Source organism: Fulvitalea axinellae (assembly GCF_036492835.1).
GTDB classification, from domain to species: domain Bacteria; phylum Bacteroidota; class Bacteroidia; order Cytophagales; family Cyclobacteriaceae; genus Fulvitalea; species Fulvitalea axinellae.
In genome coordinates, this window is sequence record NZ_AP025315.1 from 350,347 (window position 1) to 376,779 (window position 26,433).

Sequence of the window (26,433 nt, forward strand, 5' to 3'; positions counted from 1 at the left end):
CATTTTTTTGATAATATCAGACTTGAGGGTATTACAAGGTATTAAACTGAAGTAAGAGTATAATTTATTAGATCAATTTGATGTAAAAGAAGATATATTCCCCCTTTCCCTTTCTGTCGATACTTTAAATTTACCTACGTAGTTCTTTTTTCTTTTCCGGATACTTTTTGTTTCTCGGGAAAGGCAACCTCGATATTTTTATCATGAAGCACAGACTGTTATTACTGTTGGTATTCCTTTATTCAGGAATGCTTTTTGGCCAAAACCTGGAATCTGAAAAATATAAAGATCCGGACCTTTCGGTAGAGGAAAGGGTAAACGATTTATTATCAAAAATGACCATGCGGGAAAAGGTGATGCAATTGACGCAAAGTACCGCAGGCAAAAACAATAATGTAAACAACATTGGAGAAAGGGTAAAGAAGATGGACCCTATGATCGGCTCCTTGATTTATTTCGATATGGATCCGAAAGTGCGTAACGCCATTCAGCGAAAGGCAGTTGAAGAGTCTCGGTTGGGCATTCCGATTATTTTCGGTCAAGACGTTATTCACGGTTACCGAAGTATCTACCCTATTCCGTTGGCGCAGGCTTCCAGTTTTAATCCCGGGCTTTCGGAAAAAGCGTCGGCGATGGCCGCGCGTGAGGCGTATTTGTCGGGTGTAAACTGGACATTTTCCCCGATGATCGATGTATCTCGTGATCCGCGATGGGGCCGTGTGGCTGAGTGTTACGGCGAAGACCCTTACGTAATCGGAATTTTTGCCGAAGGTGCTGTAAAAGGATACCAAGGCGATGACCTAAGTGCGCCGAATACAATAGCGGCGTGTTTGAAACACTTTATCGGATACGGAGTGTCTGAAGGCGGACGTGATTATCACTATACTGATATTTCGAAACAAGCTCTTTGGGAAACATATCTTCCGCCATACGAGGCTGGCGTAAAGGCAGGCGTAGCCACGCTGATGAGTTCTTTCAATGATATCAGTGGTGTCCCGGCGACTGCTAATAGTTATATTTTACGGGATATTCTTAAAGAAAAATGGGGACACGACGGTTTTGTAGTATCTGACTGGAAAGCTGTAGCCCAATTAAAAAATCAAGGAGTGGCCAAAGACGATAAAGAGGCCGGGCTTAAGGCTTTTATGGCCGGCGTGGAGATGTGTATGGTTGACGGCATTTATGACGAGCATCTTGAAGATCTTGTAAATGAGGGGAAAGTGCCTGCCGATATCTTGGATGATGCCGTAAAAAGGGTGCTTCGCATAAAGTTTCGGTTGGGTTTATTCGATAATCCTTATTGCCCGGAACTTCCCGAGAAAAAGCGTTATTTGACCAAAGAGGATAAGGCTTTGTGCGAGGAAATGGCGGCCGAGTCTATGGTCTTGCTCAAAAATAAAGACAATACCCTTCCTTTGAAAAAAGGAGTAACTGTGGCCCTAATCGGACCTATGGCAAATGAGCAGGAACACTTGCTAGGTTCATGGCATGATCTGGGGAAAGCGAAAGACGTAACCTCAATTTATACCGCTTTTAAGAAAAAGCATCGTGGTAAAGTAAAATACGCTAAAGGATGCGATTTTAAAGGAAATGACCGTAGTGGTTTTGCCGATGCCATAGCTACTGCAAAGGCCTCCGATGCGGTGGTGGTGTGCGTAGGCGAAATGAATGATATGAACGGCGAAAATGCGTCGCGTTCGACAATCAAGCTTTCGGGGATCCAAGAAGATTTAGTGTTAGAGATGATAAAAACCGGAAAACCTGTAGTCGTTGTTTTGGCTACGGGTCGTCCTATTGAGTTGCAGAGAATAGAGCCTAAAGCAAACGCTATAATGCAGATGTGGCAACCGGGTATCCGTGGTGCGGAGGCTTTGGTGGACCTGCTTTCGGGTAAAAAGAATCCTTCCGGAAAACTGGCGATGACTTTTCCTCGTACTACGGGACAAATCCCCGTTTATTATAATATGCGTCAGGCGGCGCGTTTAAGTTGGGGAGGCCAATACCAGGACATCAGCACCAAACCGATGTATTGGTTCGGTCACGGCTTGAGTTATACGAATTTTGAATACGGAACCCCAGTGGCGGATAAGTTAAAATTCAAGCGAAATGATGTAATCACAGTTACTGTAGATGTAAAAAATGCGGGTAATATGGCAGGTAAAGAAACAGTAATCTGGTATGTGACTGATCCGGCATGTTCTATTTCCCGTCCAATGAAAGAGGTTAAGTTTTTTGAAAAGAAAATGTTGCCTTCAGGAGGTACTGAACGTTATTCGTTTGTTATTAACCCTTGGCGTGATTTGAGTTATGTCAATGACACTGGAAAACGTTTTCTTGAGGCAGGAGAATATATAATCACTGTCGGAGGAAAAGAAGTTAAATTGGAATTGTTGGATTAACAGAAAAGGCCCGTACAGAAGTATTAATGCTTCGTACGGGCTTTGTCAACGTTGCAAGTACTCGTTTAATAATCGTTCTCTGAAAGTCCTACCTATTGGAACGGGATTTCCTTCTTGGAAAAAGATTTGATTGCCAGATACTTTCCGGATCTTTTCCACATTTACGATATAAGATTTATGGACTTGCGTAAAAGTTTTCTTGGGCATTTTGTCCAACCAATACCGCAAAGAGTGTGAACTTAGTACTTTGTCGTTTTCGGTGAATATTTCCGTATAATCTAATTCCGAACGGATATACAAAATTGATTTGACGCTTATTCCCAAGTGTTCGTGTCCCGATTTTACAAATAGTACATCCATGTTTGAAGGTTCTTCCTTTTGGACATTTCCATTATCATCCTCAGTCTCTATTTTCACTTTTGAAACAGCTTGCAGAAAACGTTCGAATGAAAACGGTTTAAGAAGATAGTCCGTTACGTTCAATTCGTATCCTTTTAACGCGTATTCGGAATATGCGGTGGTCAAAATAACTTTTGGGCGTTTGGGTAGGATAGTCAAAAAATCCAGTCCGGAAATTTTAGGTAAATGGATATCCAGAAAAATCAAATCCACCGAATTGTTTTTAAGATATTCCAAAGCCGAAACCGAATCCGAAAAACAGGCGCTGAGTTCCAGATGTCCCACATCCTGAATATACTTTTTCAGAATGCGTTGGGCTGGAGCTTGGTCCTCTATGATGATACAAGTAATCATGAATCGCTTAGTTTTAAAATCAGTTCCAATTCCACCCGAAAGTATTCCTTTTCTTTTGACAAACGGAGCGTATGGCGGTTCGGATATATCAAGGCTAACCGTTTGCGTACGTTTTCCAAACCTATACCTTGGTTGAGATGAGCGTGGTTTGGGTTTTCCCGAAAACTATTTTCGCAGGAAAAGTTAAGTGTTCCTTCCTCGTTTAATTCCGTATTTATATTGATTTCGATATCACCGCTCTGGCTTGCCATACTATGTTTAAAAGCGTTTTCCACAAATACGGTGAGAATCAAAGGGGCTATACGATATTCGCTGGTGATGTTTTTTGCTTTAAAACGAACTTCTCCCCTATTTTCAATTTGCAATTCGTTTAAAGCTGTGAAATTCCGGAGATGCTCTATTTCGCTTTCCAGATTAACAAGGTCCTCTCTGCAATCATACAGCATATAGCGCAATACGGAGGACAGTTTCAGAATAATAGAAGGTGTTTTTGGAGAATGTTCCAGGGAATAAGAATAGATATTATTCAGGTTGTTAAACAGGAAATGAGGATTAATCTGATTTTTCAAAAACTGTAATTCGCTTTCCTTTATAGCGATTTTCAGTTCGTCTAGCTCATGTTGTTTTCTTGTGGCGTCCCAAGCGAATTTGAAGCAGACCATCAATATAATCGGCGGGGCAATTTCCGCTAAAGTATGGATTACACCTGGAAAGGATTGGCCACGGGTAACAGGGTAAACCAATCTTTCGACCAACAACTCTTCCGTTATCATTACGAAAGCAAAGGTTAAAATCATGCCCAATACGAATGGCCAGTATTTTTTCCGATAATAAAACCGGGGCATCAAATAGTAATTGATAAAAAGGGCACTTACAATATAATTGATGAAGAACCATATCTGATTCCAATCTATATTGCTGTTTTTTCTGTCATACGAATACAAAATGAATATGACGAAATAAAGCGTGCTCAAGCCGAAGAATTCATAAACCCGCCTTTTGTTTGTTGGTGATAGCCCCTTCATATAGCAAACATAGTAAAGAATTATTCCAAGCAGAATTATTTCCCGTGTACGTCCGCTTTCACCCCTTCAATGGCGGTTTTAAGGCTACAAAACGTATATCGTCGTTCGCGGGGCTTTTTGTGTCGTTCGGCGATTCTTTTTTTATCTTTCCACTTCGTGTTTAACCTTTGCGCTATGATCAAAAACCAAAACCATAATGAATAGACGATTAATCTTTTTCGTTTTGCTATTTACGGTTAGCTGGATGAGTCCCGCTTTTTCACAAAAACCGATAATAGTCGGAACGGTGCTGACGGAGAAAGAGAAACAGCCGATTGCGTATGCCTCGGTGGTGGCATTGGACAAAGAGACGGGCAAGATCGTTTCGGGGATAACAACAGATGATACTGGGAAATTCAGTTTGCCGATACCGAAAGAAAGTTTTTGGATCGAGGTTCGGTTTATGGGCTTTCTAACATGGAAATACAAGGATACCGTTTTGGGCAAAAACATCGATTTAGGAAAAATTTATCTTAAAGAAGACGCTCAAGTACTGGACGGGGTTGTTGTAAAAGGCGCTAAATCCGAAACGGTTTTTAAATTGGATCGCCGTGTGTTTAATGTAGGTGCGGATTTAAGTAATTCCGGAGCAAGCGCTTTGGAAGTGTTGGATAAAGTCCCTTCCGTTGATGTTAATATTAAAGGGGAAATAAGTTTGCGCGGGAGTACAGGCGTTAATATGCTGATAAACGGAAAACCTTCGGTTTTGGCAAAAGGTGACGGAAATGCATTGGGAACTATCACGGCAGATATGATCGAACGTGTGGAAGTTATCACCAACCCTTCTGCAAAATATGAAGCTGAAGGTACTTCGGGTATTATCAATATTATCCTAAAGAAGGAAGAAAAGAAAGGCTTGAATGGTTCGGTAACGGTAAATACGGGAGCTCCTCAAAACCATAGTTTGGGGGTTAGTTTGAATAAACGTACGGAGAAATTCAATTTGTTTAGCCAAATGGGAATCGGTAAGCGGACGATGCCCGAAGATTTCGAATCAATAAATCGTGATTTGAAAACAGGTAACGAGGTTTCAAATTATGGTGACCGTGAGAAAAATGAAGCTTTTTACAATCTCATCTTGGGGACGGATTATCACATAAACCGATATAACGTGTTGACACTTTCCGGTCATTTCGCATATGAAGACGAGGATGAGTATTCCAATCTTTATTACCGTCAACGGAATAAAGAAGGAGGGCTTTTGCGTGAATGGTATCGCCGTGAAGATACTGAGGCCGTTAATCCGAAATATCAGTATGAGTTACAGTATAAGAAAAGCTTCAAACGTGATGAAGAACAGAGCTTGATATTTAGTGCGTTAGGTGATTTTTTTGGAAAAGACCAAAGTTCTGTTTTTAAGGAAGACGGAAGTGAGAAGCAAAAAACCGAAACTGACTTTGCGGAAGCTGAATACGTTTTCAATCTCGATTATACCCATCCGTTTTCTAAAAAGATAAAGACTGAATTTGGCGCTCAGTATAAAATAAATGACGTTACGAATGATTACAGTGTTGAGAATAAAAATGCTGATAATTGGGACAATGACGCAACATTGACCAATGTATTCGATTATTTGCAAAACGTTTTCGGATTATACATGACCGGAGCTTATGAGGGGGATAAGTGGGGCTTGAAAGCGGGCTTGCGAATGGAAAATACGGATCTGGATACTAAACTTCAGAATACAGGGGAGAAAAACGGACAACGGTATACGGACTTTTTCCCAAGCGTCCATACCTCATATAAGTTTAATGACGATTATTCGGTACAGGCCGGATATTCTCGCAGAATTAAAAGACCTAATCTTTGGAGTCTGAATCCATTCACACGCTTGCGGGATAATTATAATATAAGTACCGGAAATCCGGAATTGCAACCCGAATATACTGACTCTTATGAGGTTTCAAACTTGTTTAAGCATGGGGATTTGTCTTTAAGTTTCAGTACTTATTTCCGGTTGACAGAAGATGTGATGGAACGAGTATATACATTCGATAATAATGTCAGTGTATCTCGTCCTGAGAATATCGGTACCAGCGAAACGTTCGGTATGGAGCTTAATTTCGAATACTTGCCTCTTAAGTGGTTGTCCTTGTCTGGCGACGTAAACTATAATTACTTTAACCGTAACGGAAATTGGACTACAGAACGAAGCGGTAATTCGGTGACGCAAGACTTTGATTTTAACTCCGATTTTTGGTCGGCCCGACTGAAATCCAAACTGCGTTTACCTGCCGATATCGATGTGGAGATATCGGGTCGTTACCGGTCAAGTCAGCGAAATGTGCAATCGGTTGTTTCATCCAATTTAACTGCTGACCTGGGCTTACGAAAAAAACTATTTAAAGGAAAGACTGTCGTAAACCTCAGTGTTAGAGATGTTTTTGCTTCGCGTCGATATGAAAGTGTTACTGACAATGATGATTTTTACCTTTATGAATACGGAAAACGTGGACGCTTTATTATTCTGGGACTGAGTTATGGTTTTGGAAAAGGCGAAGCAATGCACTTTTCAGGACAAAAACGCTTTTGATAGAATATTGATAATACTTGGAGAATGATTAAGAGCGCATAAATATTATGCGCTCTTTTTAGACATATTCTTATAGTAGGACCACAAGGTTTTCAGATATTTATAATCCGGAAAACGAAATGTACGCATTTTAAAAACGAAACGTGCCTGAAAAATTCACGCACGCACAAAGATACAAGTCTTTAGGAAGCATTTAAACGCCTCCTAAAGACTCTTCAATATGGTTTATAGTCTCCCTTGCCTCGATTCTTTTCTGGGCTATCTCAGGGTAATTTCCCTGTATCGTCAACCCCAATTCAAGGCATTTTGTAACCACCCAATCCGTTTCCTTCAGGTATTCCTGGCACTCGATAATTCTTTCCTTTTTCTTGCCCTCCAGTTCCACCTCTCTGGCCTTGTCCATCTCCTCCGAGGCTCTTTGGAAAAGTTTGCCGTCGGCGTCCATATCCATAACACAAACACCGTATAGGGTGACAGGTATTGAGTTTTCGGAAACAACCCCCTCAACAGGTTTAACCGACTCCTCGGATACGGTAAGTCCCCTTCTTTGTAACTCCTCGACGGACTTCGCCACACATTCGAATTCCAGGTACGGCGGAAAATCCAGCTTAACGCCTTTGTAATACTTCATATCAATTCAGGTCATACATTATGAATGTGAAATTGTGGTCTACCATATCGGCGTTACTGTTGAGTTTGTAGGTCCTAACCACAAAGTCGTTAGGGTTTTTCTCTTCCAAAGCGACTCCGCCTGAGGCCGTATCCCTGATTCCGCCGATAACGCCATAATACTGCTCCCCGAAATTATGGGTGATCCGGTATTTGGAGTCGGCTATTTTAGCGCTTGTGAATGGAAACCCACCGACTCGGTCTTTACCCCAATAATCCTTCCTTGTACCCGCCGAGGAAACATTCCCGGCACAAATAACCTTAAGGAAATCTTCCCGGTCAGTGGCCCAATTCGGGATTTTGTCCGCTTGGGTTTTCGCTTCTCCAGCCTTGTTAAGAGCGTTGACAGCTTGGTCATACGCCACCTTTACAGCCTTGGAAGTGGCCAACACATTACCGTTGTCAGAGCTGACCAAATCACTCCTGTCCAGATTAAATCCCGTTTTCTTAGTGAACTTGGGCTCCTTACCATTAGCCAGATCATAAGCGCTATCCGCCCGGTCTTTGGCCTTCTTAACGGCTGAACTGGTGGCCAACGTATCCGACGAGCCGGAAGTGTCGCTGTCGCTCTTATCCTTATTAAACCCCGTTTTCTTGGTAATCTTCGGCTCCTTGCCTTCGGCCAGAGAATAAGCGCTGTCCGCCCGGTCCTTGGCCTTCTTAACGGCTGAACTGGTGGCCAGCGTATCCGACGAGCTGGAAGTGTCGCTGTCGCTTTTGTCCTTGTTAAACCCGCTTTTCTTGGTGATCTTCGGCTCCTTGCCTTCGGCCAGAGAATAGGCGCTGTCCGCCCGGTCCTTGGCCTTCTTAACGGCTGAACTGGTCGCCAACGTGTCCGACGAGCCGGAAGTGTCGCTATCGCTCTTATTGAGGTTAAATGCGCTGTTTTTATCGAATGCAGGCTCCTTACCTCCAATCTGCTCAAAAGCCGTCGCCATCTTCGCTGTAAGAGCTTCGAGCGTATCGGGCCTTACAAACTGAAAAGGCTGTCCGGCTTCGGAGAACCTGAGATAGCGGGACATATAAACGTCTTTCAGGCTTTTGTCCTTGTACCGGCTCGGACCTATGGCCGGGTCCACCTCCTCGACGAGCTCCACCTTTCCTCCGGCGTTCTTGGTCGATGCCCGAAAGTGGATTGTTTCGCCCTGCCAAGCGACCCAGCCCTCGTTTACCTGTTCGCCCACCGACGCGGTGGCCAAGTTTTCCATCCCCGTAAGGATAAGGGCTTTTGTAGGGCCCGTGAGGCCCACGGTTCCACACAGCGCCCGAAAAGCCGAGACATAGGCCTGTTGCATGTAGAGCAGTGTCGTACTCTCAAGGGGAAAGCCCTTCAACTTGCCCTCCAGTTCCAGTCTTTTCATACCGTTACTATTTTGTATTTCTTTCCCGCCAATTTGAATTTGTTGACCAGCGATTTCATCACCGCCACGTCGTAGTTTACCGTACTGGGCACCTGTATTATGAAATCGGCGTAATCCGCCGCGTATTCCTCCTTCAGGTGCGTGTATGTCGGGCCGTCCGTATAGATCGGGTTGTTCTCTACGTTCAAATAAGAGAACACCCGAAGGGGAGAGCTTCCGTCCGCGATCCTGATCAGCGGATCGGTAGGCCCGGCGCCGAGGTTGAAGCGGTCGTTAAGCAGTTTCTCCATATACACGACCGTACTGTTGTGCCGGAGATCGTAGAGCGTCTTGTCCCGGAAGCTCCACAGGTCCGGGATTTTGCTCTCCCTGTTCTCCGTGACGCAGTAGGCCGTATACAGCTCGACTACCGGAGCCGTAAGGCTAAGCAACCACGCCAGACGCTTTGGCTTGCGGAAGGCCACGGGAACCATCCACGTGACCAGCTTTTTGTAATCGATATTAAATATCCGGCTCATAGGCTATTACCGCTCCCGAATTTTCGGACCTGTCGGCTAACGCCTTAATCGCCAGCTCCCTGCCCGCATTGTCCAACACTGTATAAGGTTCCGCTTTCCACTCCCCGGCTATGGCCAGATAACCGGCGAAGGGACTGTAAAGGCTCTTGAATTCGAACCAGTCCAAACCGCCGTATCGGGCCTCCATCCGTACCGCCGTTACATCGCTTACGCCTTCGGCTTTCTGGATACGGTCGAGCAGGTCGGTATTGACGAAATCGCCGTTAAAGTCCAAGTTGGCCAGGTAAGTGGTAACCGCCTCGTTTACGGGAAAGGCCCTCGGATCGGTTACCAAAGAGCCGTCCGGCGACATCACCAACGGGTTGTATCTTATCCAGATTCTCATACGCAGATCGTCCGGCGGATTGTTTACTATATCCAGCCTGTTGCCCGCGTCTTTTACCTTGTTCATGTATGCGCTGAAGCGGGTGTATTGCTCCTGGCTAAGAGGCTGTACCGTTCCGTTTTCCTCGGTCGCCACCTTGATCACCAGCACCTCTTCGCCTTCGACCACGGCGCAACGTCTGATCACGGCCAAGTCTTCCGTCTCTTCCTCCGTGGGCTTGCGGTATTCTTCGCCTTCCGAAACCGCCTGGGCGTAGCGCTCGCCGTCCCAGACAAGATCCAGCCCGTCCAGAAAACCCAGGCATTGTTCCCTGTACCAGCGGATGTTATGCGGACGGAACCGCTCGGCGATCTCCGCCACCTCGGCCCGGTGAGCGTCCATGAGCTTCTCCAGCGCCCAGATAGCCACGGCCACCACGTAAGCCCACAGGCGCCACTCGGCCACTTTCTTGGGGCTGTCCAGAGTGGCCAGTCCGGGCTCCGCTTCCTTGGCGGTTAGGATGGATTGTTGTATCTGTGTTATACTTCTTGCCATATTACATAGGTATAATCGCCCCTATTCTAACTTCCGGCTTCGGTCGGTGTTGCCGGACGCTGAGCGCTAAAAAGTACGGTTTGTTCCGTACGCGGTCCAAGTCCGGAACGGTCACGCCCCGGACCGACACGGCCCCGGTCCGGGTTTCGCGGAGCCGTTCGGACGGGGCCGACTTCCCCCGGACGCTTACCGATTGTGTTTTGGCCGAACTCACGCCGTCACCTCCTTGCGGAGCGTGAACCCGATCTTGATCTGCGTTACGTTCGGGATCAGCTGGGCGGTGTCCGGGTCATATCCCGTGTCCATGTTTCCCTTCCCGTTCGAGTCTACGAAGCCTACGCCGGGCTCCATCTTCTTCCAGCCGGTCCACGCTCCGTTGGAAAAGAAATCGGCTTCGAACACGAAAGCGCTCCGCTGTTCCGTGGCGGGGTCCGCGGTTTCGTACGGGGTGTCGTCCATCCGGGCGTTGGCCCAGCCTTCGGCGCTCCACGCCGTTTCGGAAGCGAAATCGATTCCGTCCACCGTAAGCGCATGCCCGAGCGGAATGGCCGTCGAGTGGAAAACGCCCTCTTGGCTGTTATCTAGCGTGATGAAAAATCCCGATTCCAAAACCAAATTCTGGCTGGTCGATTTGTAGTCGTTCCACAAGCTTTCCGCCGTTAGCCTTACGGCTACGTCGTACGCCCCCAGATATCCGCCCGTATCGCCTCCGTATCTCACCTTTTCCGAAACTTCGGGCCGTAACGAAAAGTCCGCGAACATGAAATTTGATTCCGTAACGTCTATCGGGTTGTTGAAAATATCGAAAGCGGTTGTCGCTCCAATATCATTCTCATCAAACGATTTGAGCCACTCTCCGCCCGCTTTCAGCTCCGCCAGACTTTTCAGCTCACCGTTGCGGTTTAGCTTCGTGTTTACAAAAAGCGAATAGTCATGGGCGTAAACGTCCGAGTACATATAAGACGTCTCTCTCAGATCGACAAAGATACAGTCCCGCACATCCGCCGACCGATCGGCGATGTAGCAATCGACGGCCGTCACGTTCCTCATTATCAGGTGATTTTGGCTGGACGTGCTGACCAAAGTCGATTTGATGATAACGGAATCATAAATGTCTTTCGAGCTTACGTTAAGGCAAAAACAACCGTAGAAATAGTTGCCGTTGTTGCCGTGATTGGATCTGCAATTTATTGCCCAAATATTATGGAATTTGGACGCTAAAATATATCCGCTTGTTTTTACGATCACATAGCCGTCACCGACAATCGTACGGTAACTATAGTCGGAAGAAAGATTTATCCAGGCAGAATCCAGCATGCATACACTGGAGTTTAGAGAAGACTGGTAAAACTTCTCAAAGCTCTTAAGCGGATTCGCCGGCCCGCCGTAAGCCGTGGGATCGGGATTGTCAACCGGATGATAAGCGGGATCTTCGGGCAAGTCCCGCCCGTAACGGGCCGAAACGTAATACCCGGACGTGCCGTAATCCGTTATCTTCTTTGTCCACTTTCTCATACCGCCGTGTATTTTGTTTTCTTGCCCAGATAAGCGTCCCCGTGCTCCGGCGGATAGCCGTACGTGTTTTCCTCTACGATCTTCCGCCCGTCTTCCAAGTCCCATTCCCGGCGCTCCCAGCGTCCGCTTACCGGGCATTTCTCCGTTTTGGTGGCCGGGTGTTCGGCTATGTATTTTTGTATTTCTTCGCTTGTCATTTTCGTTTACATTTCAGGTTTACAAGTGAAATTCCGTCTGGTTCTGTTGTGGTGACCCCGACACGGACAACCTTGCCCTTCGCCACATCGAAAGGAAAAGAGGTTTTCAGCGCGTCGTCCAGGTATACCCGCACATCGGTGACATTATCGGATTCGGAGGTTCCCAATACCTCAAAATCCGTCTCTGCCAAAATATTGGCGTTCAGGTTGGTGGCGATAAACTCGATCGGGTAATGGAATTCCTCTTCCCCCGAAGCCACCTTCCAATTCTCCGCCTGATCCTGCGCCCCCCGAAACCACACGTATTTTTTATACGCTTGATCCTTCACCTTCACCTCAATCCCCAAACAGGCGTACTCCAGCGTAAGCAGATCGTCAAACGTCGCTACGCTGTCCCGGTTTTTGTCAAGAGGCTCGGCCTCTTTCATCTCGATTCCTTCCGTAAATCTCATAGCCTTAAATCATAGCCGAATCCGGTCACGGTCTTCGGCGTCTTGGAAACATAAGCGTAAGCCTTTTCGGTCGTTCCGTCAGGCAGTCGCAAATCGATCTCGGTCTCTGTGAATCCGCTTTGGGCGAGGTTGTTCTCGTCGTATACGGTCATTCCGGACCGTGTGGAAATAAACCAAACGTATTGGTTGTTCGGCGAAAAGCTCTGCCGTGGAACGGTTCGCCCGGTCTGAACAAGTTTCGTAAACCCGGTGCCGTAAGGGTCCGCTTCAGGGTAGGTGCTCTCGGCGCTAACCCCATAAAAAACGGGCACCACCGCCGACACCCCGGCACTCTTCACCAGATCGCCCTTAGGCGTGCCGTCCGAAGCCGTCCGTTTCGCCCGGAGCGTAAAGGTCCAGCTGTCCCGGAGCCCTACCGTACGGTTCCCGCTGTTACCCGGCGTCCCGTCGATGCCCGCCACCGTAACCTCCGTAATATTGTCGTCGCCCGCCGACACGTTCCAGGACACGTTTATATTCGTGTCCGCCGTAAGGCCTTTCTCGATCACCGCCCTGTTCCGGCTTATCGAGGCCGTGGCGTTAATGTACACGCCGGCCAAAAGCCTGCTCACCTGCGTATCGGTAAACTCCGCGGGCAAGGCGCTCCAATTCCCGTTATCCGCCAGATCCCCGGACGCCTTCCCCTCCGTGAGCCTGAAGCTCTTTCCCTCCGACACCACCCTGATCTCCTGATCCCAAGCCCGCAGATACGAGGGGATGGCGTCCCTGGCCGAAAGATCCGCCACGGCGAAACTAAGCCCCGGCTTCAGCCGGATCTCGTCCTTGAGCGCGTAAGGCGTCAGCGCCTCCGACAGGTCACTGATCTTACTGGCCGTAAGCGTGTCTTCGTTGTGAAAAAACACCGAATCGATAAAGTCGGCGAAATCTTCCCGCGACGGCGTGTCCCCCGTTTCGAAGAAGCTCTTTATAGCGTTTCTTGATCTTCTCATGTCTTCTTTTTTGTCACCTTGAATGTCGAGCCAATAACCCAATACCCGATACCCTCCGGTCCCGGTGGCGGTTCCACCGTACCGCCGCCGTCCACGGCTTCCCGTCCGGTGGCCGGGAAAATCCCGTTCCTCCCGAAGAACCCCGCCGTCTCCGGCCTTATCGCCTCCCGGTCCGTCTCCAGCTCCAGCCCGTCGCCCAAAGCGTCCGTTACCGAAAGCCCGTTGTCGCCGGCCAAATCGAACAAAGCCTCCAGGCTCCCCGATTCCCGCACCGCCACGTCGGCCAGCGTCTGCCCGCTAAGCGTCCTGATCTTCCGCATCCACCCGAAGTTTGCCGTCCGAAATACGGGCGCCCTTCACCCGGTAGCCGTCGCGTCCCATACTGTCCGCCACGGCCCGGTACAGGTTTCCGCCCGCCTCGTCGTTAAGCTGGCGGGCCAGATCGGCCCCCAGCTCCGGGTACTGCTTCCAGTCGCCCGGCGCCGTCACCAGATGCGCCAGCTCGTTCCTGTCGCCAGCTTCGCCCCGAAGGAAATCGCCGTCTTCCACGGCCAAATCCATATCCTTGTCCATCAGATAGTCCATTACGTTTTGTTTGTCGTTTCCCCCGAGTTTCCGGTCGTCCCCACGGCGGGCGAGCCCGATCCGCCCGCAACCCCCACGATCACGCCACCGTGCGTATGCCCGTTATAGGCTTCCTCCAAAGGCCGTACATACTCGGCTATCTCCTCTGCCAGTATCCTCACCAGCGAAGCCGTGGCGCCCTTGTCCGTAAGGTCCACGCCCTTTATCCGCACGGCGATGTTCGCCTCCAGCTTGTTCTTGTCCAGCGCCATATCAGTGTTGTACTTTATCGTCCTTCAAATCTTCCACCGTAGTCTTTACGAAAGCCTTTCCGAACCACTTAGACGTTATCGCCTTTAGCGCCCCGCCACCGTCAAAAGGAGCGGGGGTCCACGTTTTAAACGCGTTCTTAACCGTGTTCAGATCCTCCTCCAAGGCGTTGATCCTCTTCACCAGGCTATTGATATTCGTCAGGTAACTGTCATTAGCCTGGTCGTTGAACACCACCTTCTTTCCGTCCATCTTCACCGACACGTCGCCCACCTCCAGCGCCACCCTCTTGGCCGGATCGTCCAGCCTGAAAGCGATATTCCCGCCCTTGTAAATCACCTTCTCCACCTCGTTAAGGGCCACCGCCAGATACCGCTCCTTGCTGTTTCCCTCGCTTACGCAAAACACGAAGCTCTCCTTTTCGGGAATCGCAATCATATGACTTCCAGCTTTGTCTATTATACTTTTCAGCTTCACGTCATATTGCATCCCGTCACGCTCCACCGTAATCACGGCCTCGTTCTCGGCCTTGTCCGTCTCCTTCACCTTGCCCACGAAGGCCGACGAAAGCATATTGCCGAAAAACACCTCCAGCTCCCGCAAAGCGTCCTTCATATCCCCGTAAGTTTAGGCCCGAGCCTCACCGTCTGCGTAAGGCCCGAAGACCCCGAAAAAGCGTATTTCACCGACCGGACGAAATACCGCCCCGCCGTACCGTCGCCGTAGCTGGCGTTCGAATAGTCCACCGACCCGCCCGGCTCGCACCAAGGCAAAAATTTCAGTGTCAAGCTACCCCTGAACCCGTCAAAGCTGTATCTCTCCAGTATCTCGGTCGCCATCCGCTCCAGCAGTTTCTTGTCCGTCACATTGTATTTAACAAAGGTCATCTTCGATCCGCCCTCCATGCCCTTCGTCACCTTTACCTCCTCGCCGTCGGCCATCTTGCCCACCACTTCCACCATCACGGGATTCGTCTCGGCGTACTCGTATTTCAGGCTGTTTTTTATAATGTTCACCCCGTAAATACACTTGGCCGACCCCTTCGGATTCAGCTGGGCACCGCCCACATACAGTTCCCCGTTGTCAAAATAACAGCTAAGGTTCAGCGTCTCCTTTATCCTCGCCAATGCCCCCGCCGAGTTTCCGCTGTAGTTCATCTTGTCGATTTTCACCTTGGCCGTCCGGTCCGATACCTTCAGGTCCGTGCCTTCCACCAACTTGGCGCAGATCTGGGCCAAGCTCTTGCCGTAGTCCCGCTTGTCGAACACCACGGCCTTTTTGCGCAATAGATAGGTTTGGTCCTCCAGGCGTATCCGCACCCGGTCGCTCGGGTCCACGTTCACGGCGAATCCCCTGAACACCTCCCTGATCCCGTGGCCCCTGTACCCGGCCCGGACCGTCACGGCGTCGCCCGGCCTCACTTCCCGGCTTACGGTCACTTCGCCCTCGCCCTTCAGCACCGCCTTCAGCGGAAGCGTAACCAGCCCCGTCACCGACAGCCGGTCCACGTCCCTGGTCACCTCGAAGGACACGCACCCCTTAAAGAGCAAATCGCCGATCTCTATCTCCATTTCAGGTCTTAGCATTGCCTTTCAGTCTTTCGGCGTCCAGCGTAGAGTCGCTGATCGCCTTGATCTCGTACAGTTGCATACCCGGCGCCTTGTTCAGCTCCTTAAGTTTTATGTCCGTGATCACCACGTTCTCAAACAGCCCGTCCGTAGCCACGTTCGAAAAAAACAGCGACTCGTTCCGCAGCCAAAGCCCCTTCAGCAAATCAGCCTCGTCCACGGGGTAGGCCCCCTGCGTTTTCCTGTTTGCCAACACTCCGAACACCCGTATCTTATAGTCGTCGAAGTTGATAAACTCTTTCACCGTGCCGTCATACAGACCGCCCGCTATCACGCTTTTCACTATCCGCTTCTTGCCTTCCAACACCACCATAGGCTGAAGCCCCACCGTCGTCTTGCCCTCTTCCACATGCCCCAGCGCCACGTCGCCAAGCGTTACCGGCGCTATGACCGGCTGGCCGTCCACGGCCTGCCCCGTAAGCAAGCGGTAACGGTTCCTCTGCTGTTCCAGAACAGCCTTCGGCAACTTGTCCAGGTCCACAGGGAAAGGGTAGCCCCTGTAGCCGGCCACCTCTTCGTAAAGTCCGTTAAGGTCAAATTCCGCCATGCGCCGCTTGGTTTGCCGTGTTCAGTGTCCTCGCCCAGGCCTCGTTCATTAGCTCTTCCATATCCTCGGCCTTGTCCGCCAGATCGCCCACCGCTTCCTTCACGTGGAAGTTGATGGCGTCCTGAAACTTGTCCACCTGAATATTTATAATCCGCTGGGAGGCTCCGCCGGAAATAATGTTTTCGCTCATCTTCTTGTCGTCTTTGCCTCCGGTTGTCAACGGTCCGCCCAGTGGGCTGTCTTGTTTTTCGGGCAGACGCTTAAGTGTCCAGGACAAAAGCTCCTCATTTTTCTTTAAGGTCTTATTCAGTCTGCCTGATTCCTTTACATAACGAGACATAAAACCGGAATCGGTCATTTTCCCGTATTGTGCCTCCAGATCTTTTTTGCGCTCTCTATGGTACCTGATGGCATTTCTTTTGTCGTGCGCAGGGAGCTTACTTTTCTTCCACTCCTCAATCTCCTTTTCTTCTTTCTGTATGGCTTCCCAAACCTTCGGAACATGCTTCTTTCGCAACCCGACCTCATCCTGATATTGCAGACGCATATCTACCCGCTGATCCTTGATTTCGGCAATTCTCGCTTTTGCCCGACGTTTAAGACCCGCTATCTGGTCATTAGTCAATCCTTCAAGTTTTGACTTTTTCAGGTCCAGATCGGTCGCCTTTTCCGTTCCCAGTCTGTCTTTCTTCGATTCGTCCGATTTACGTTGGGCTTCATTCAGACTCACCTGGGCTTCGGTGGCCTTTTTAGTTTTCTTGCTTAGTAAAACAATCGCAGCGGTAACAGCCGTTATACCAGCCAGTATCAAACCCGTGGGACTAGCCATCATAGTGGTATTCATAGCTCTTAGCGCCACAGTGGCCCCTCGGGTTGCCGTTATATAGGCGAATTTCGCTGTTCGAGCAGCTGCTAAAAGACCCGTCTCTATCCGTAAGCCTACAGCATAGGCGAGGGTTGCTGACTTCAAAACCAATACTGCTTTGGCTAACCCTAAAACAGTCTTTCGGTGTTTAAAAAGAAAGCCGACTGCTTTTTTCCCCTTTGTCACTAACGAGGTCATATAGAGTCCAACCTCCTTAGTATCCATAGCCCGAACAAACCCGGTAGCGTCCTTAGTGGCCGACCGCAACGAAGGCCCCAGCTGATCGTAAATCTTCAGGCTCGCTTCCTGCGTAGCGCTTTTCAGCATCTGGAAGTCACCGGCCAGATTGTCCAGCTTCGTATCCGCCATACGCTTGGCCGTGCCTTCGGCGTTCTCCAGCTCCCCGGTCCAGTAGCGTATCTTTTCAGACCCCTCGGCCAACAGGATATTCATCTCCTGTATCGCCTCCGACCCGAACACTGTCGAAAGCGCCGCCTGCCTCTGCTTGTCGTTCAGGCCGGCCATGCGCTCGTTCAGCATCCCGATCATGCCCGACATGCCTATAAACCGGCCCTCGCCGTTAAAAAAGCTCAGATTCAGTTCGTCCATTACGCCCCGCATGGCCTTCGTCGGCTTGGTAAGCCGGACAATGGACGTACCCAAAGCCCTGGTCGCCAACGATCCCTTAAGGCCGTTGTTGGCCAACAGGCCTATCGTGGCGTTACTCTCCGCCAGCCCGACCCCCATAGCCTTGGCCGTGGGCCCCCAGTAGTTCATGGCGTCCGAAGCCTCCTCAATATTGGTATTGAACCGGCTTTGGGTAAAGGCCAGCTGGTCCACCACCACGCCCGTTTGCGAGGCTTTCATACGGTACTGGCTTAGGATGTTGGTGGCGATATCCGCCGACCTCGCCAGCTCCATACCGCCCGCCGCCGCCAAATTCAGGGTGGCCGGCAAGGCCTGTATCTGCTGGTCGGCCTTAAAGCCCGCCAAGGCCAGATACCCCATACCGTCGGCGCTTTGCCGGGCGCTGAACACCGTAGTGTCCCCGGCTTCCCGCGCCGCAGCTTTCAGGCCCACCATCTCGGTGCGGGTAGCGTTCGAAAGAGCCTGCACGTTGCTCATGCTCTTCTCGAATCCCGCCCCCGTGCCCACAAGGCCGGTGGCCAAGGCGCCCGTGCTCAGCGTAAGCCCGAGCCCGGCCACCATACTCCGCAGTCCGGCCATAGCGCCGGTGCCGGCTTTCGCCCGCCTTTCCAGCGTGCCAAGACCCCTTATCGAGGCCGGACCCAGACCGCCCACCTTGCGCCTTACGCCCTCCGCCGACCGGCCGAGCGTCACAAAGCGCCCGTTGGCGTCCCGCAGTCTGCCGTTGGCGTCCTTGGTAAAGCGGTTCAGCGACGCGTCCGCCCGCTCGGCGTTATTCACCAGGCTTGGCAGTACGGCGTTGCCGTTGGTGTCAACGTCTATTTTGTAAGAATAACCCTGAGAGCTCACCCGCCGTCCTTTCTTTTTCCTTGTTCCTTATATCCTCCAGTATGGCGTATTTCATCGCCCATTCGCCGTCCGAAAGGCTGTCCGGATCGGCGCTGATATTGTGGTATTGGAGAAGCGTGTTGACATAAAGGAGCGAGTCCTCGCGGACCCGCTCCTTGGCCTTCCCTAACAGCTTCCCCAGCTCACGTTTTTTCTTTCCACCAGTCTAAAAAGGCAGTATTCCGTCACGGCCATATACACCTCTACATCGTCCAGCACCTGCTCCAGCGTCAACTCGCCGCCCAGAAAACAGTCCACAAAAAGCTTTTCCGCTTTCTTGTAGCTGTCCATCCGGCCGTTCTCGTCTTCCGCCAGATTCTCGGCCGCCGCCATTTCCTGACGCGTAGGCATTCGGAAAAACAAGGCCTTGCCGTCCATGTCCAAATACTTAACCTTGCCGTGCTTCTCTTTCCACGCCCTCACGTCCGCCTCGCAAGCTTTCGGCACTTTGAATTCTTGCGCTTCCGCGTCTTTGTTTCCCGTTTTGTCAGCCATCTGAATACCGTTTAAACAGTTTTTAAATACTTGTTAAAAAGGGATAAGGCCCCGTAGCCGAGGCCAAATCCGAACTCTACACGCGATGCTCGATCCGCAAGCACTTGAAAGGTATCGACACCTTCATATGGGTGTTGCCCTGGCCGAACTTCTTGCCCGACTCCGCGAACTTCACGCCCACAAGGCGGTCCACCGTAGTCTTGGCCGCCAAGCCTCCGGCTGTCTGGCCCTTCGGCACATAGCTCACGATAATGTCCACTTCCAGATCGGTCACGTCATCATCGCCCCGTTTCTTGGCTTCGGCCACCATCGCCTCATAGCCCGACTGAAGCATTTCCATGCTTCCCTCGTGCGTCTTGTTTCCCTCGCCGATAAACAGCGGATTCCTTCCCGCGCCGTACACGTGCTCCAGCTCCTTGCTCGTCTTGTACTCGATATCAGTCAGCTCCGCTATCGGCCTGCCGTCCATGATCACCGACAGCTCGTACCAGCTGTATTGCGCCGTTTTGGTATTGAATGTCTCCATTACTCCAGGCTTTTAGCGAATCCCAAATTAACCTCTATGTTCTTGTGGTAAGACCTGGGCAACACCGACAAACGGACCTCCGTTTTACCCGTGCCCAGCGTGTCCTGTCCGGCGTCCACATAACTGCCGAAAGCACTTATCTCGCCGTTCGCAGTCATAGCTTGGTTCACCGCGTCGTCGATTTTGCCCTGCAAGCGCTTCAGCTCGCCCGGCGAAATCCTGCCCCCGCGGTCCACGGCGTAGTCGTCGTTCACAAAGTCCAGGTACACCCCGTAGGCTATCCGCTGTACCTTGTCTATCACCCTGCCTCTGGCGAAGCTGGCGTAATCGTCCGTATTCGAAGTGGCCGCGGGGTCGTCGTTGTAGAAGTACCCGGCCTTGCCCACCCGCACCAGCGGAAACACGTAACCCTTGTCGTGCAACGTGTCCGCCTTGGGCACAAAGGCCTCAGCGGTGGTCGCCCCGTCGGTCAGGTAAGCCTCGTCCACGCCAAGGTCGCCCGAGGCCACGCGCCCGATATTCCGCTGTACGGCGATTTTGGAGTAAAGCCCCAGCAGAAATCCCACCTTGGCCTCTTCGGTCGCCTTGGCTCCGTGCATCGTTATCTGCACCCGGTTGTCGCTCGCCGTCTTCAGGTTTTTCAGCTTGCTCACGTCTCCGTCCCAAGCCCTGCCCGGAAGGATGCACCGGGTAGGCATATGCCTGCCCGCCAAGTCCTCGCAAAGCGCCTGCGCCTTGCCCATCGCCGCATATACGTCCGGGTCCAGCCCTTCCGTTATCGTCGGCGTATAGCTCTCGGCCCTCTCGGGGTTCACGCCCCAGATCCGCACCCGCCCGTTCGACGCCTGCAACAGCTTTTTGGCCAAGTCCTTGGTCACGTCGCAAATGTCCTCCAAACTTGTCTCCCCGCTCACCAGCAACAGCCAAAGCTCCTGGCCGTCACCGGCCTGTCCGTAAAATTCCCGGACCTCCGCCAGCGCCAAGCCCGTCAGGCCCAGGGCCTCGGCCTCCGCCAGGCTATGTACCGCCTTGGCCTCGTTTAGACCGATATGGTCCGTGGCCGTACCCGAAAGCACCAGCCCGGCCACGCCGTCGCCCGAAGGGTCGGAGCCCCCGAGGGCCCCGTTCCCAAGCGTAAATGTTACGTCCGGTTTCATTCGCCTTTCAGTTTAGCCAGTTCCTCTTCGTCCTTCTTCAGGCTCGCCTCGCGCTCCGCGCGGGTGTCCTCGTCCAGATCCTCCAGAAGCTTCTCTTTTCCCCAAGCTATATCCCTTTCCAGCGCCTCGATCCGTTCCGCTTCCAGCCCGTCCGCCGCAGGGTCGGGCCTGTCCACCGTCTCCACTTCGCCCGGCTTGCCCGTCAGCGTCAACTGGTGGTTCCTGGCGTCGTTGGGCTTCGCGAAAGCCATCCCGTCCGTAGTAAAGTGGAAGCGCTTCACGTCCGGGTGCGCGTCAAAATATTCCTTATGCCTTTCTTCCATTCCGTTTCCTTTTGTCCATTACGTTCCTGATCATATGCGACCCGAAGAAAAAGGCCGCCACCATCATCGCCAAGGTGAAAATGCTTGTCGCCACCTCGAAGATGAACTTGGCGTATTCCCGGTCGAAAGGGTAGGCCGCTACGGCCCCCACCACCAAACCCAGAAACACCGCCATAATCATCACGGCCAGATAGCGCCGTGTCACGCTCCGTGTACCGTTTTCCTCCAGCGTGCCCTTCACATACTCCGTATGCGCCCGCACCCTTTCCATATCCGCCTCGGCCCGCTCTTCGTTTGTATAAAACATCTTGTCGATGCCCGACGTCACGGTGTCGAACATCTTCTGGGCGTCCAGGTTCTTTTTGCCGAAAAGCCCCATATCAAGCCTTGTCCAAAGCCCAATATTGCGTCTTCCCGGCCACCTTCACGGCTCTCAGCGCCTGCTTGCGGTTGCCTTTCTCCCGAAGCGACACATGCACCCAGGCGGGCTCAATATCGTCGCCGAATTCCCAAATCAATTGGTCAAACTCGCAGTGCTTCAGGATAAAGCGGAAGATCTCCCTGTTCGAGATACCGCCGTACACATGCCCGTCCACGTCCATCGCCTGCCCAAAGCAGTGCTGGCTCGTCGGCGACCCGCCGATACGGCGGTTAAGCGCCGGACTGCGGAAAAAGCTCGTCACCGCCACCGGACCGCCGGCCCGTTTCCTGAGCGGTTCGAACACCTCTTCGGCCAAACGGCGCATATTCGCCAGCGCCTTCTCCGTAGGCTCGTTCACTATCGCGTGCCTGATCGCCGTTTCCGACTTCACGGCCTCCCGGTAGCTCACGTTTTCGCTAATGTTATTCTTCATGGGTTATTCCCGTTTAGAGTAAATTTCACGTTCCACCTCCGCCACACGCCCCTCCAGCCTGTCCACCTTTTCCTTCTGGTCGATAGCCTTGTTAAAGAGCGTCTTCAGCTGTTCGTTCTGCTTCACCAGCTCCATCCGGATCTCGTTTATAAGCGTCTTCAGGCTTCCCATATTCTGAAGGAACACCCGGAACAGCAACAGCAGGACCGCCACCAAAAAGCCGGCGACCCCGCCCAACACCCACACTTGCGTCTCCATAGCCTACGCTTATGCGGTAGCCTGGCGGATCACCACCACGCCCTTGTTGTCCTTGCGTCTACGGCGTCCGCCGGCGCGTACCAGCATCGAGCACAGATCCCCGTAATATTCGGGCTTGCCCTGCTCTTCGAAAAACTTCACCGTACCCATCGCCTTGGAAAGAGCCCCTTTCTGCCAGCATAAGGCGCCTTCGCAATCGCCCGAAGCGCCCGCCGATCCCGGTGCCTTCAAGGTTCCGTCCGAGGCGTAAACCAACACCGTGCTTCTTTCCAAAACCTTGAAACTATGAAGCTTGGCGATAACGCCCATCCGTCGCTCTTCCTCCGTCAGGTTCTGCTGGAGCAGGGCCGACGTTTGGTCGTCCGGAAAGAGCTGCGACTCCATATCGGACGGGAGAACCGCGAAACGGTCTTCCTTGGAAACCCCTTGCTTGTTTAGCTTTACCTTCGCTTTCTTCAAATCGTCCCGCACACAAGATTTACGGTTTCCTGTAGCCGAATCGGCTGTGGCTCCCGTCGATGCGCCCGACGTCTCGATAATGCTCGACGCGGGCAAGTCCTTGGCCCACTTATAAAAAAAGTCCTCGGCCACGGTCTCCTTCAGCGCCTGCTTGTCCTCGCCAATCACCGAGTTGCGTTTGTCGTAACTCAGTTCCACCTTCTCCGCGTTGGTGATCAAAGTGGGGTCCGTGGTGTACTCGTCCAGCGGATACACGATGTCGGTATCGTCCCTGCGCCGGATGGAAGCGGGCAAAGTTCCCCTGTTTTTCTCCACGTTCCCCGGTCCGCCACTCTGCGGAATATGAACCACGGCGCCGTTCAGCACGTATTCCGACTCGTCATGAACATGCCGAAGGAATTCGTTGTCCTTAAAGACCGCCTCCTGAATGTCCTTTTGCCAAATTTCTACTTGTACGGCCATGCTTACGCGCTTTTTGGTTCAACTCCATACTCGGCTTTGTACAGCGCGTTGAAGCGGGCCGAGTCGTTCAGCTTCAACTTTTCCAGATAATCCGGATGCTTCTGGCTAAGCTCCGCGAAGCCCATATTCTTGGCTCCCTCGGGCGCTCCCGGATTCCCGTCGCCACCGCCTTGGGGCACATCGCCAAGGTTCACCACGGCGGGCATTGTCTCGAAGATGTTCTTCAGGTCAGCGTCCGACAGCTTCATATAAGTCTCTTTCGAGCCCGCCGTAATTTTCCTGTCCGCTATCGCCTTGTCCACCAAGGCTTCGCGGTCCTTAAGCTCCAGGGCTTTTTTAGCCTCGGCTTTTTCGGCCTTCAGCGTTTCCAGCTCCGCCTTCATCTTCACGTTATCGGCGTTAAGCTTCAACACCGATTTGATCACTTCCCCGTCACTGGCGCCGTCGCTCAGCTCCAGTCCGGCCACAAGCGTCACTTTCAAAGTGTTCGTTTTCTCGTCGCTCATTTGTCGTTTATTGTTTTTCAAATCAAACTTCTCAGTCACAGCCGACAGGTTCATCACGTTCCCCTTGTCGTCATAAAGCACAAAGGCGTTTTGGTTTCCTCCGAACGGCACCACGCTGATCTCGCGAAGTGTCCACTTGGTCACCCATTCGCCCTCAATCTCCTGCGGAATCACGCCCACGCTCGCCATCCTGATATAGCCGTCATCCACCTTGTCCTCGATCTTCCGGGCAAACTCGTCCTTGCCGTCAAACTCGGCCTCCGCCGTTATCTTTCCGCCGTCCCCGGTCTTCAGCTCCGTCCAGCGCCCTATGGGCGGGCGGTCCTCGTCGTGGTTGTACAGCATCACCGGATTCTTCCGGAACTGCCCGAAATCCCCGCCGTCGCTCTTCAGCCGGAGCCCGTACACGTTCTTGCTCTCGTCCGAGACCAAAAACCGTCTTTTGTCTTTACTCATGCGCCATTCGCTTTCCGTTTCGTTACCAATCGAGACCTAATATTAACCCCGAAGACCGGCGCCGACAAACAACAGTGCAAGCCTTCCACGGATCAATGCAAGCATAGCGCAACGCCTTTTTTATAGGCGTGTCACCCCCCAATTTCACGGGAAAAACGATGGGCAAATACGACAAAAAGAGAGAGCTGGCGCAGGGCCTGTATATCAAGGGGACGCTCTCCAAAAAGGAGATAGCCAAGTTTGTGGGAGTGACGGACAAAACCCTCCGTACGTGGGCCGAAAAATACGCTTGGGACCAACTCAAAGAGGCGCAGAGCGTAACCCGCCAACAGCTTCTGGCCGACGCTTACGCGCAACTCAAGGCCGTAAACCAAGCCGTACAGGAACGGGGCGGGGTGCCCGACAAGGCGCTCACCGACGCCAAAAGCGTACTGCGCAAAGAGATAGAACAGCTCTCCGACAGCCCGCTGCACCTCTACGTCGAGATATACACCGAAGTCTCCGAATGGCTGGTGGAACAGCGTCCCGACAAGGCCGGAGAGGTCAGCAAGCTGTTTTTGGAATTCCTGGACGAAAAACACGAAGGCGCATGAAATCGACCAAAAAGGACAAGGACGCCCTGAAGGCGTACCGCGAACGGGTACAGTGGATTCTGGAGAACTCCAAAAACGGCGTTTTCGAATCGCCCCAAGACCGCCAATCCGCCGTCGAAAGGGCCAAAAAGGACATCGGCTATATGGTGAAACGCTACTTCTCCCATATCGCCGACTGCGAGTCCGGCGCCTTCCAGATCCAGCTGGCCAAAATGGTCCGCCGAAACCCCACGTTCAAAGGCTTCGCCGAGTGGCCCAGGGGCTTCGCCAAATCCGTCTGGTGCACCATCTTTATCCCGTTCTGGCTCCATATCAACGGCCAGACCGAATACTTCCTCCAGATTTCCAACAGTTTCGACGCCGCAGCCGATCTGCTCGACGACCTGCGGGCCGAACTGGAGGCCAACGAAAAAATCATAAAGGATTTCGGACCCCAAAAGACCATTGGCAAAAAATGGGAACGGGGCTATTTCATCACCGCCTCCGGCCTGATCGGGCGAGCCCTGGGCATCGGGCAGAAGGTTAGGGGACTGCGCGTCGGCAACAAGCGCCCAGACCTATGCGAAGTGGACGATCTGGAAACCGAGGAAATAAACGGCAACCCCGCAAGACAGGACAAGTACGCCAAATGGATAGAGCGCTCCCTGATCCCCACCATGACGGGCAAATACCGCCGTCTGCTCTGGTCAAACAACCGCTGGGCTGAGCGCATGGTACAGACCGTGCTCCAGAAGAAGCACCCCAAATGGAAAGTCCACCACGTTAAGGCCTACGATCCCGCTACCCTGGAGTCCTTGGCGTGGCCCCAAAAATACCCGAAGTCATACTGGCAAAACCAGATAGAGGAACTCGGAACGCTGGCCTGCCAAGCCGAATACAACCAGGAGCCCCACACCGAAGGCAAGATCTTCACCGACAACCTTTTCCGCTACGAAAAGCTCCCCCGCATCGACAGCTACGACGCCATTTTGGGCTACTGGGACGTGGCATATTCCGACAAGGACACCGCCGACTCCAACGCCGTCCGCATATGGGGACGCAAAGGGCAGAACTATTACCTGGTCAAATCATTCGTGCGCCAATGCAAAATGACCGACGCCATCGAGTGGATGTTCCTTTACTCGGCCACCTTGCCCGAATCCGTGTCACTGAGCTTCCACTACGAAAGCCAGTTCTGGAACGACGCCCTGTCAATGTCATACCGGACCGTCCGCGACAAATACGGCAGGGACATCCCCCTGATCCGCGACGACCGGACCAAAGGGCGCAAGTACGACCGTATCCTGACATTGCTTCCGTACTACCAGCAGGGCCGGATCATCTACAACACCGCCGAACAAAGTTCCGACGACCACCAAGTGGGATTGGCCCAGCTCAAAGGCATAGAGCCCGGCTACAAGTGCCACGACGACGGCCCCGACGCCGACGAAGGCGCCCTCGACAAGCTAAACCGGATATACGTCCCCACCGACAAAAACAACCGCCCCACAGCCGGCGGACACCGGAGACAAACCCGGTACTAGCCCAGATATTTTACCCTTTACTCAGTACTCTTTACTCTTTAC

At 52.0% G+C, this 26,433-nt stretch carries 30 protein-coding genes; 4 read left to right on the forward strand and 26 right to left on the reverse strand.

The annotated features are described in order from the left end of the window. The first annotated feature begins 203 nt into the window (after positions 1-203). Positions 204-2,399 carry a glycoside hydrolase family 3 N-terminal domain-containing protein gene (locus tag AABK39_RS20190; protein ID WP_338394762.1) on the forward strand — a complete coding sequence of 732 codons (2,196 nt, stop codon included), beginning with the start codon at positions 204-206 and terminating at the stop codon, positions 2,397-2,399. Between the two features lie 45 nt (positions 2,400-2,444). Here AABK39_RS20190 and AABK39_RS20195 read toward each other — a convergent pair whose 3' ends face one another. Further along, on the reverse strand, positions 2,445-3,152 hold the full coding sequence (locus AABK39_RS20195; protein WP_338394763.1) for a LytR/AlgR family response regulator transcription factor: 708 nt from the start codon (positions 3,150-3,152) through the stop codon (positions 2,445-2,447). Further along, a complete protein-coding gene (locus tag AABK39_RS20200; RefSeq protein WP_338394764.1) occupies positions 3,149-3,949 on the reverse strand; it encodes a sensor histidine kinase in 801 nt (266 codons plus the stop codon). The genes AABK39_RS20195 and AABK39_RS20200 overlap by 4 nt, the downstream gene beginning before the upstream one ends. A 424-nt stretch (positions 3,950-4,373) precedes the next feature. Between AABK39_RS20200 and AABK39_RS20205 the strand changes: the two genes are divergently transcribed. After that, positions 4,374-6,749: a TonB-dependent receptor gene (locus AABK39_RS20205; RefSeq protein WP_338394765.1), complete on the forward strand. Its 2,376-nt coding sequence runs from the start codon at positions 4,374-4,376 to the stop codon at positions 6,747-6,749. A 193-nt stretch (positions 6,750-6,942) separates the two neighbouring features. Here the strand turns inward: AABK39_RS20205 and AABK39_RS20210 are convergent, their stop codons facing one another. From AABK39_RS20210 to AABK39_RS20325, 24 genes are all read right to left on the reverse strand, one after another. Continuing rightward, positions 6,943-7,380 carry a hypothetical protein gene (locus tag AABK39_RS20210; RefSeq protein WP_338392380.1) on the reverse strand — a complete coding sequence of 146 codons (438 nt, stop codon included), beginning with the start codon at positions 7,378-7,380 and terminating at the stop codon, positions 6,943-6,945. Between the two features lies 1 nt (position 7,381). After that, positions 7,382-8,779: a tail fiber protein gene (locus AABK39_RS20215; protein ID WP_338392381.1), complete on the reverse strand. Its 1,398-nt coding sequence runs from the start codon at positions 8,777-8,779 to the stop codon at positions 7,382-7,384. Continuing rightward, on the reverse strand, positions 8,776-9,297 hold the full coding sequence (locus AABK39_RS20220; protein ID WP_338392382.1) for a hypothetical protein: 522 nt from the start codon (positions 9,295-9,297) through the stop codon (positions 8,776-8,778). The genes AABK39_RS20215 and AABK39_RS20220 overlap by 4 nt, the downstream gene beginning before the upstream one ends. Beyond that, the gene (locus tag AABK39_RS20225) at positions 9,281-10,216 is read right to left on the reverse strand and encodes a hypothetical protein (RefSeq protein ID WP_338392383.1); all 936 of its coding nucleotides are present in this window, start codon (positions 10,214-10,216) and stop codon (positions 9,281-9,283) included. The genes AABK39_RS20220 and AABK39_RS20225 overlap by 17 nt, the downstream gene beginning before the upstream one ends. 210 nt (positions 10,217-10,426) lie before the next feature. After that, the gene (locus AABK39_RS20230; protein ID WP_338392384.1) at positions 10,427-11,731 is read right to left on the reverse strand and encodes a hypothetical protein; all 1,305 of its coding nucleotides are present in this window, start codon (positions 11,729-11,731) and stop codon (positions 10,427-10,429) included. Continuing rightward, complete coding sequence (locus tag AABK39_RS20235; protein ID WP_338392385.1) at positions 11,728-11,928, reverse strand: hypothetical protein; 201 nt, start codon at positions 11,926-11,928, stop codon at positions 11,728-11,730. Before AABK39_RS20235 ends, AABK39_RS20230 begins: the two co-directional genes overlap by 4 nt. Beyond that, a complete protein-coding gene (locus AABK39_RS20240; protein ID WP_338392386.1) occupies positions 11,925-12,380 on the reverse strand; it encodes a hypothetical protein in 456 nt (151 codons plus the stop codon). The genes AABK39_RS20235 and AABK39_RS20240 overlap by 4 nt, the downstream gene beginning before the upstream one ends. After that, on the reverse strand, positions 12,377-13,369 hold the full coding sequence (locus tag AABK39_RS20245; RefSeq protein WP_338392387.1) for a hypothetical protein: 993 nt from the start codon (positions 13,367-13,369) through the stop codon (positions 12,377-12,379). Before AABK39_RS20245 ends, AABK39_RS20240 begins: the two co-directional genes overlap by 4 nt. Next, positions 13,366-13,689 (reverse strand): hypothetical protein, encoded by a 324-nt coding sequence (locus tag AABK39_RS20250; protein WP_338394766.1) that lies wholly within the window; start codon positions 13,687-13,689, stop codon positions 13,366-13,368. Before AABK39_RS20250 ends, AABK39_RS20245 begins: the two co-directional genes overlap by 4 nt. Beyond that, positions 13,667-13,954, reverse strand: coding sequence for a hypothetical protein (locus tag AABK39_RS20255; RefSeq protein WP_338394767.1), 288 nt, complete (start codon positions 13,952-13,954; stop codon positions 13,667-13,669). The genes AABK39_RS20250 and AABK39_RS20255 overlap by 23 nt, the downstream gene beginning before the upstream one ends. Then, positions 13,954-14,205, reverse strand: coding sequence for a hypothetical protein (locus AABK39_RS20260; RefSeq protein WP_338394768.1), 252 nt, complete (start codon positions 14,203-14,205; stop codon positions 13,954-13,956). The genes AABK39_RS20255 and AABK39_RS20260 overlap by 1 nt, the downstream gene beginning before the upstream one ends. 1 nt (position 14,206) lies before the next feature. Next, positions 14,207-14,818 carry a hypothetical protein gene (locus tag AABK39_RS20265; protein ID WP_338394769.1) on the reverse strand — a complete coding sequence of 204 codons (612 nt, stop codon included), beginning with the start codon at positions 14,816-14,818 and terminating at the stop codon, positions 14,207-14,209. Next, positions 14,815-15,789, reverse strand: a complete 975-nt coding sequence (locus AABK39_RS20270) for a hypothetical protein (protein ID WP_338394770.1) — start codon at positions 15,787-15,789, stop codon at positions 14,815-14,817. Before AABK39_RS20270 ends, AABK39_RS20265 begins: the two co-directional genes overlap by 4 nt. Next, positions 15,776-16,378, reverse strand: a complete 603-nt coding sequence (locus AABK39_RS20275) for a DUF6046 domain-containing protein (protein ID WP_338394771.1) — start codon at positions 16,376-16,378, stop codon at positions 15,776-15,778. Before AABK39_RS20275 ends, AABK39_RS20270 begins: the two co-directional genes overlap by 14 nt. Continuing rightward, positions 16,365-18,740 (reverse strand): phage tail tape measure protein, encoded by a 2,376-nt coding sequence (locus AABK39_RS20280; protein ID WP_338394772.1) that lies wholly within the window; start codon positions 18,738-18,740, stop codon positions 16,365-16,367. Before AABK39_RS20280 ends, AABK39_RS20275 begins: the two co-directional genes overlap by 14 nt. Positions 18,741-18,905: 165 nt before the next feature. Beyond that, on the reverse strand, positions 18,906-19,274 hold the full coding sequence (locus AABK39_RS20285; protein ID WP_338394773.1) for a hypothetical protein: 369 nt from the start codon (positions 19,272-19,274) through the stop codon (positions 18,906-18,908). A 76-nt stretch (positions 19,275-19,350) separates the two neighbouring features. Continuing rightward, positions 19,351-19,800 (reverse strand): hypothetical protein, encoded by a 450-nt coding sequence (locus AABK39_RS20290; RefSeq protein WP_338392396.1) that lies wholly within the window; start codon positions 19,798-19,800, stop codon positions 19,351-19,353. Further along, the gene (locus AABK39_RS20295; RefSeq protein WP_338394774.1) at positions 19,800-20,957 is read right to left on the reverse strand and encodes a DUF2586 family protein; all 1,158 of its coding nucleotides are present in this window, start codon (positions 20,955-20,957) and stop codon (positions 19,800-19,802) included. Before AABK39_RS20295 ends, AABK39_RS20290 begins: the two co-directional genes overlap by 1 nt. Next, a complete protein-coding gene (locus AABK39_RS20300; RefSeq protein WP_338392398.1) occupies positions 20,954-21,280 on the reverse strand; it encodes a hypothetical protein in 327 nt (108 codons plus the stop codon). Before AABK39_RS20300 ends, AABK39_RS20295 begins: the two co-directional genes overlap by 4 nt. Next, positions 21,264-21,659 (reverse strand): hypothetical protein, encoded by a 396-nt coding sequence (locus AABK39_RS20305; RefSeq protein WP_338392399.1) that lies wholly within the window; start codon positions 21,657-21,659, stop codon positions 21,264-21,266. Before AABK39_RS20305 ends, AABK39_RS20300 begins: the two co-directional genes overlap by 17 nt. A 1-nt stretch (position 21,660) precedes the next feature. Beyond that, positions 21,661-22,134: a D-Ala-D-Ala carboxypeptidase family metallohydrolase gene (locus AABK39_RS20310; protein ID WP_338394775.1), complete on the reverse strand. Its 474-nt coding sequence runs from the start codon at positions 22,132-22,134 to the stop codon at positions 21,661-21,663. A 3-nt stretch (positions 22,135-22,137) separates the two neighbouring features. After that, a complete protein-coding gene (locus AABK39_RS20315; RefSeq protein ID WP_338394776.1) occupies positions 22,138-22,392 on the reverse strand; it encodes a Clp protease/crotonase-like domain-containing protein in 255 nt (84 codons plus the stop codon). A 9-nt stretch (positions 22,393-22,401) separates the two neighbouring features. Further along, a complete protein-coding gene (locus AABK39_RS20320; RefSeq protein WP_338394777.1) occupies positions 22,402-23,313 on the reverse strand; it encodes a hypothetical protein in 912 nt (303 codons plus the stop codon). Between the two features lie 2 nt (positions 23,314-23,315). Beyond that, positions 23,316-24,275: an HK97 family phage prohead protease gene (locus tag AABK39_RS20325; RefSeq protein ID WP_338394778.1), complete on the reverse strand. Its 960-nt coding sequence runs from the start codon at positions 24,273-24,275 to the stop codon at positions 23,316-23,318. A gap of 158 nt (positions 24,276-24,433) precedes the next feature. Between AABK39_RS20325 and AABK39_RS20330 the strand changes: the two genes are divergently transcribed. Together AABK39_RS20330 and AABK39_RS20335 are read left to right on the forward strand one after the other, a co-directional pair. Next, positions 24,434-24,868, forward strand: coding sequence for a terminase gpP N-terminus-related DNA-binding protein (locus AABK39_RS20330; RefSeq protein WP_338394779.1), 435 nt, complete (start codon positions 24,434-24,436; stop codon positions 24,866-24,868). Beyond that, the gene (locus AABK39_RS20335; protein ID WP_338394780.1) at positions 24,865-26,391 is read left to right on the forward strand and encodes a hypothetical protein; all 1,527 of its coding nucleotides are present in this window, start codon (positions 24,865-24,867) and stop codon (positions 26,389-26,391) included. Before AABK39_RS20330 ends, AABK39_RS20335 begins: the two co-directional genes overlap by 4 nt. The last annotated feature ends 42 nt before the right edge of the window (positions 26,392-26,433 follow it).

Bases quoted from the DNA above. Each gene is read 5' to 3' on its own strand.
- AABK39_RS20190 (WP_338394762.1), top strand. From the start codon at position 204: ATGAAGCACAGACTGTTATTACTGTTGGTATTCCTTTATTCAGGAATG.
- AABK39_RS20195 (WP_338394763.1), bottom strand. From the start codon at position 3,152: ATGATTACTTGTATCATCATAGAGGACCAAGCTCCAGCCCAACGCATT.
- AABK39_RS20200 (WP_338394764.1), bottom strand. From the start codon at position 3,949: ATGATTTTAACCTTTGCTTTCGTAATGATAACGGAAGAGTTGTTGGTC.
- AABK39_RS20205 (WP_338394765.1), top strand. From the start codon at position 4,374: ATGAATAGACGATTAATCTTTTTCGTTTTGCTATTTACGGTTAGCTGG.
- AABK39_RS20210 (WP_338392380.1), bottom strand. From the start codon at position 7,380: ATGAAGTATTACAAAGGCGTTAAGCTGGATTTTCCGCCGTACCTGGAA.
- AABK39_RS20215 (WP_338392381.1), bottom strand. From the start codon at position 8,779: ATGAAAAGACTGGAACTGGAGGGCAAGTTGAAGGGCTTTCCCCTTGAG.
- AABK39_RS20220 (WP_338392382.1), bottom strand. From the start codon at position 9,297: ATGAGCCGGATATTTAATATCGATTACAAAAAGCTGGTCACGTGGATG.
- AABK39_RS20225 (WP_338392383.1), bottom strand. From the start codon at position 10,216: ATGGCAAGAAGTATAACACAGATACAACAATCCATCCTAACCGCCAAG.
- AABK39_RS20230 (WP_338392384.1), bottom strand. From the start codon at position 11,731: ATGAGAAAGTGGACAAAGAAGATAACGGATTACGGCACGTCCGGGTAT.
- AABK39_RS20235 (WP_338392385.1), bottom strand. From the start codon at position 11,928: ATGACAAGCGAAGAAATACAAAAATACATAGCCGAACACCCGGCCACC.
- AABK39_RS20240 (WP_338392386.1), bottom strand. From the start codon at position 12,380: ATGAGATTTACGGAAGGAATCGAGATGAAAGAGGCCGAGCCTCTTGAC.
- AABK39_RS20245 (WP_338392387.1), bottom strand. From the start codon at position 13,369: ATGAGAAGATCAAGAAACGCTATAAAGAGCTTCTTCGAAACGGGGGAC.
- AABK39_RS20250 (WP_338394766.1), bottom strand. From the start codon at position 13,689: ATGCGGAAGATCAGGACGCTTAGCGGGCAGACGCTGGCCGACGTGGCG.
- AABK39_RS20255 (WP_338394767.1), bottom strand. From the start codon at position 13,954: ATGGACTATCTGATGGACAAGGATATGGATTTGGCCGTGGAAGACGGC.
- AABK39_RS20260 (WP_338394768.1), bottom strand. From the start codon at position 14,205: ATGGCGCTGGACAAGAACAAGCTGGAGGCGAACATCGCCGTGCGGATA.
- AABK39_RS20265 (WP_338394769.1), bottom strand. From the start codon at position 14,818: ATGAAGGACGCTTTGCGGGAGCTGGAGGTGTTTTTCGGCAATATGCTT.
- AABK39_RS20270 (WP_338394770.1), bottom strand. From the start codon at position 15,789: ATGCTAAGACCTGAAATGGAGATAGAGATCGGCGATTTGCTCTTTAAG.
- AABK39_RS20275 (WP_338394771.1), bottom strand. From the start codon at position 16,378: ATGGCGGAATTTGACCTTAACGGACTTTACGAAGAGGTGGCCGGCTAC.
- AABK39_RS20285 (WP_338394773.1), bottom strand. From the start codon at position 19,274: ATGGCTGACAAAACGGGAAACAAAGACGCGGAAGCGCAAGAATTCAAA.
- AABK39_RS20290 (WP_338392396.1), bottom strand. From the start codon at position 19,800: ATGGAGACATTCAATACCAAAACGGCGCAATACAGCTGGTACGAGCTG.
- AABK39_RS20295 (WP_338394774.1), bottom strand. From the start codon at position 20,957: ATGAAACCGGACGTAACATTTACGCTTGGGAACGGGGCCCTCGGGGGC.
- AABK39_RS20300 (WP_338392398.1), bottom strand. From the start codon at position 21,280: ATGGAAGAAAGGCATAAGGAATATTTTGACGCGCACCCGGACGTGAAG.
- AABK39_RS20305 (WP_338392399.1), bottom strand. From the start codon at position 21,659: ATGGGGCTTTTCGGCAAAAAGAACCTGGACGCCCAGAAGATGTTCGAC.
- AABK39_RS20310 (WP_338394775.1), bottom strand. From the start codon at position 22,134: ATGAAGAATAACATTAGCGAAAACGTGAGCTACCGGGAGGCCGTGAAG.
- AABK39_RS20315 (WP_338394776.1), bottom strand. From the start codon at position 22,392: ATGGAGACGCAAGTGTGGGTGTTGGGCGGGGTCGCCGGCTTTTTGGTG.
- AABK39_RS20320 (WP_338394777.1), bottom strand. From the start codon at position 23,313: ATGGCCGTACAAGTAGAAATTTGGCAAAAGGACATTCAGGAGGCGGTC.
- AABK39_RS20325 (WP_338394778.1), bottom strand. From the start codon at position 24,275: ATGAGTAAAGACAAAAGACGGTTTTTGGTCTCGGACGAGAGCAAGAAC.
- AABK39_RS20330 (WP_338394779.1), top strand. From the start codon at position 24,434: ATGGGCAAATACGACAAAAAGAGAGAGCTGGCGCAGGGCCTGTATATC.
- AABK39_RS20335 (WP_338394780.1), top strand. From the start codon at position 24,865: ATGAAATCGACCAAAAAGGACAAGGACGCCCTGAAGGCGTACCGCGAA.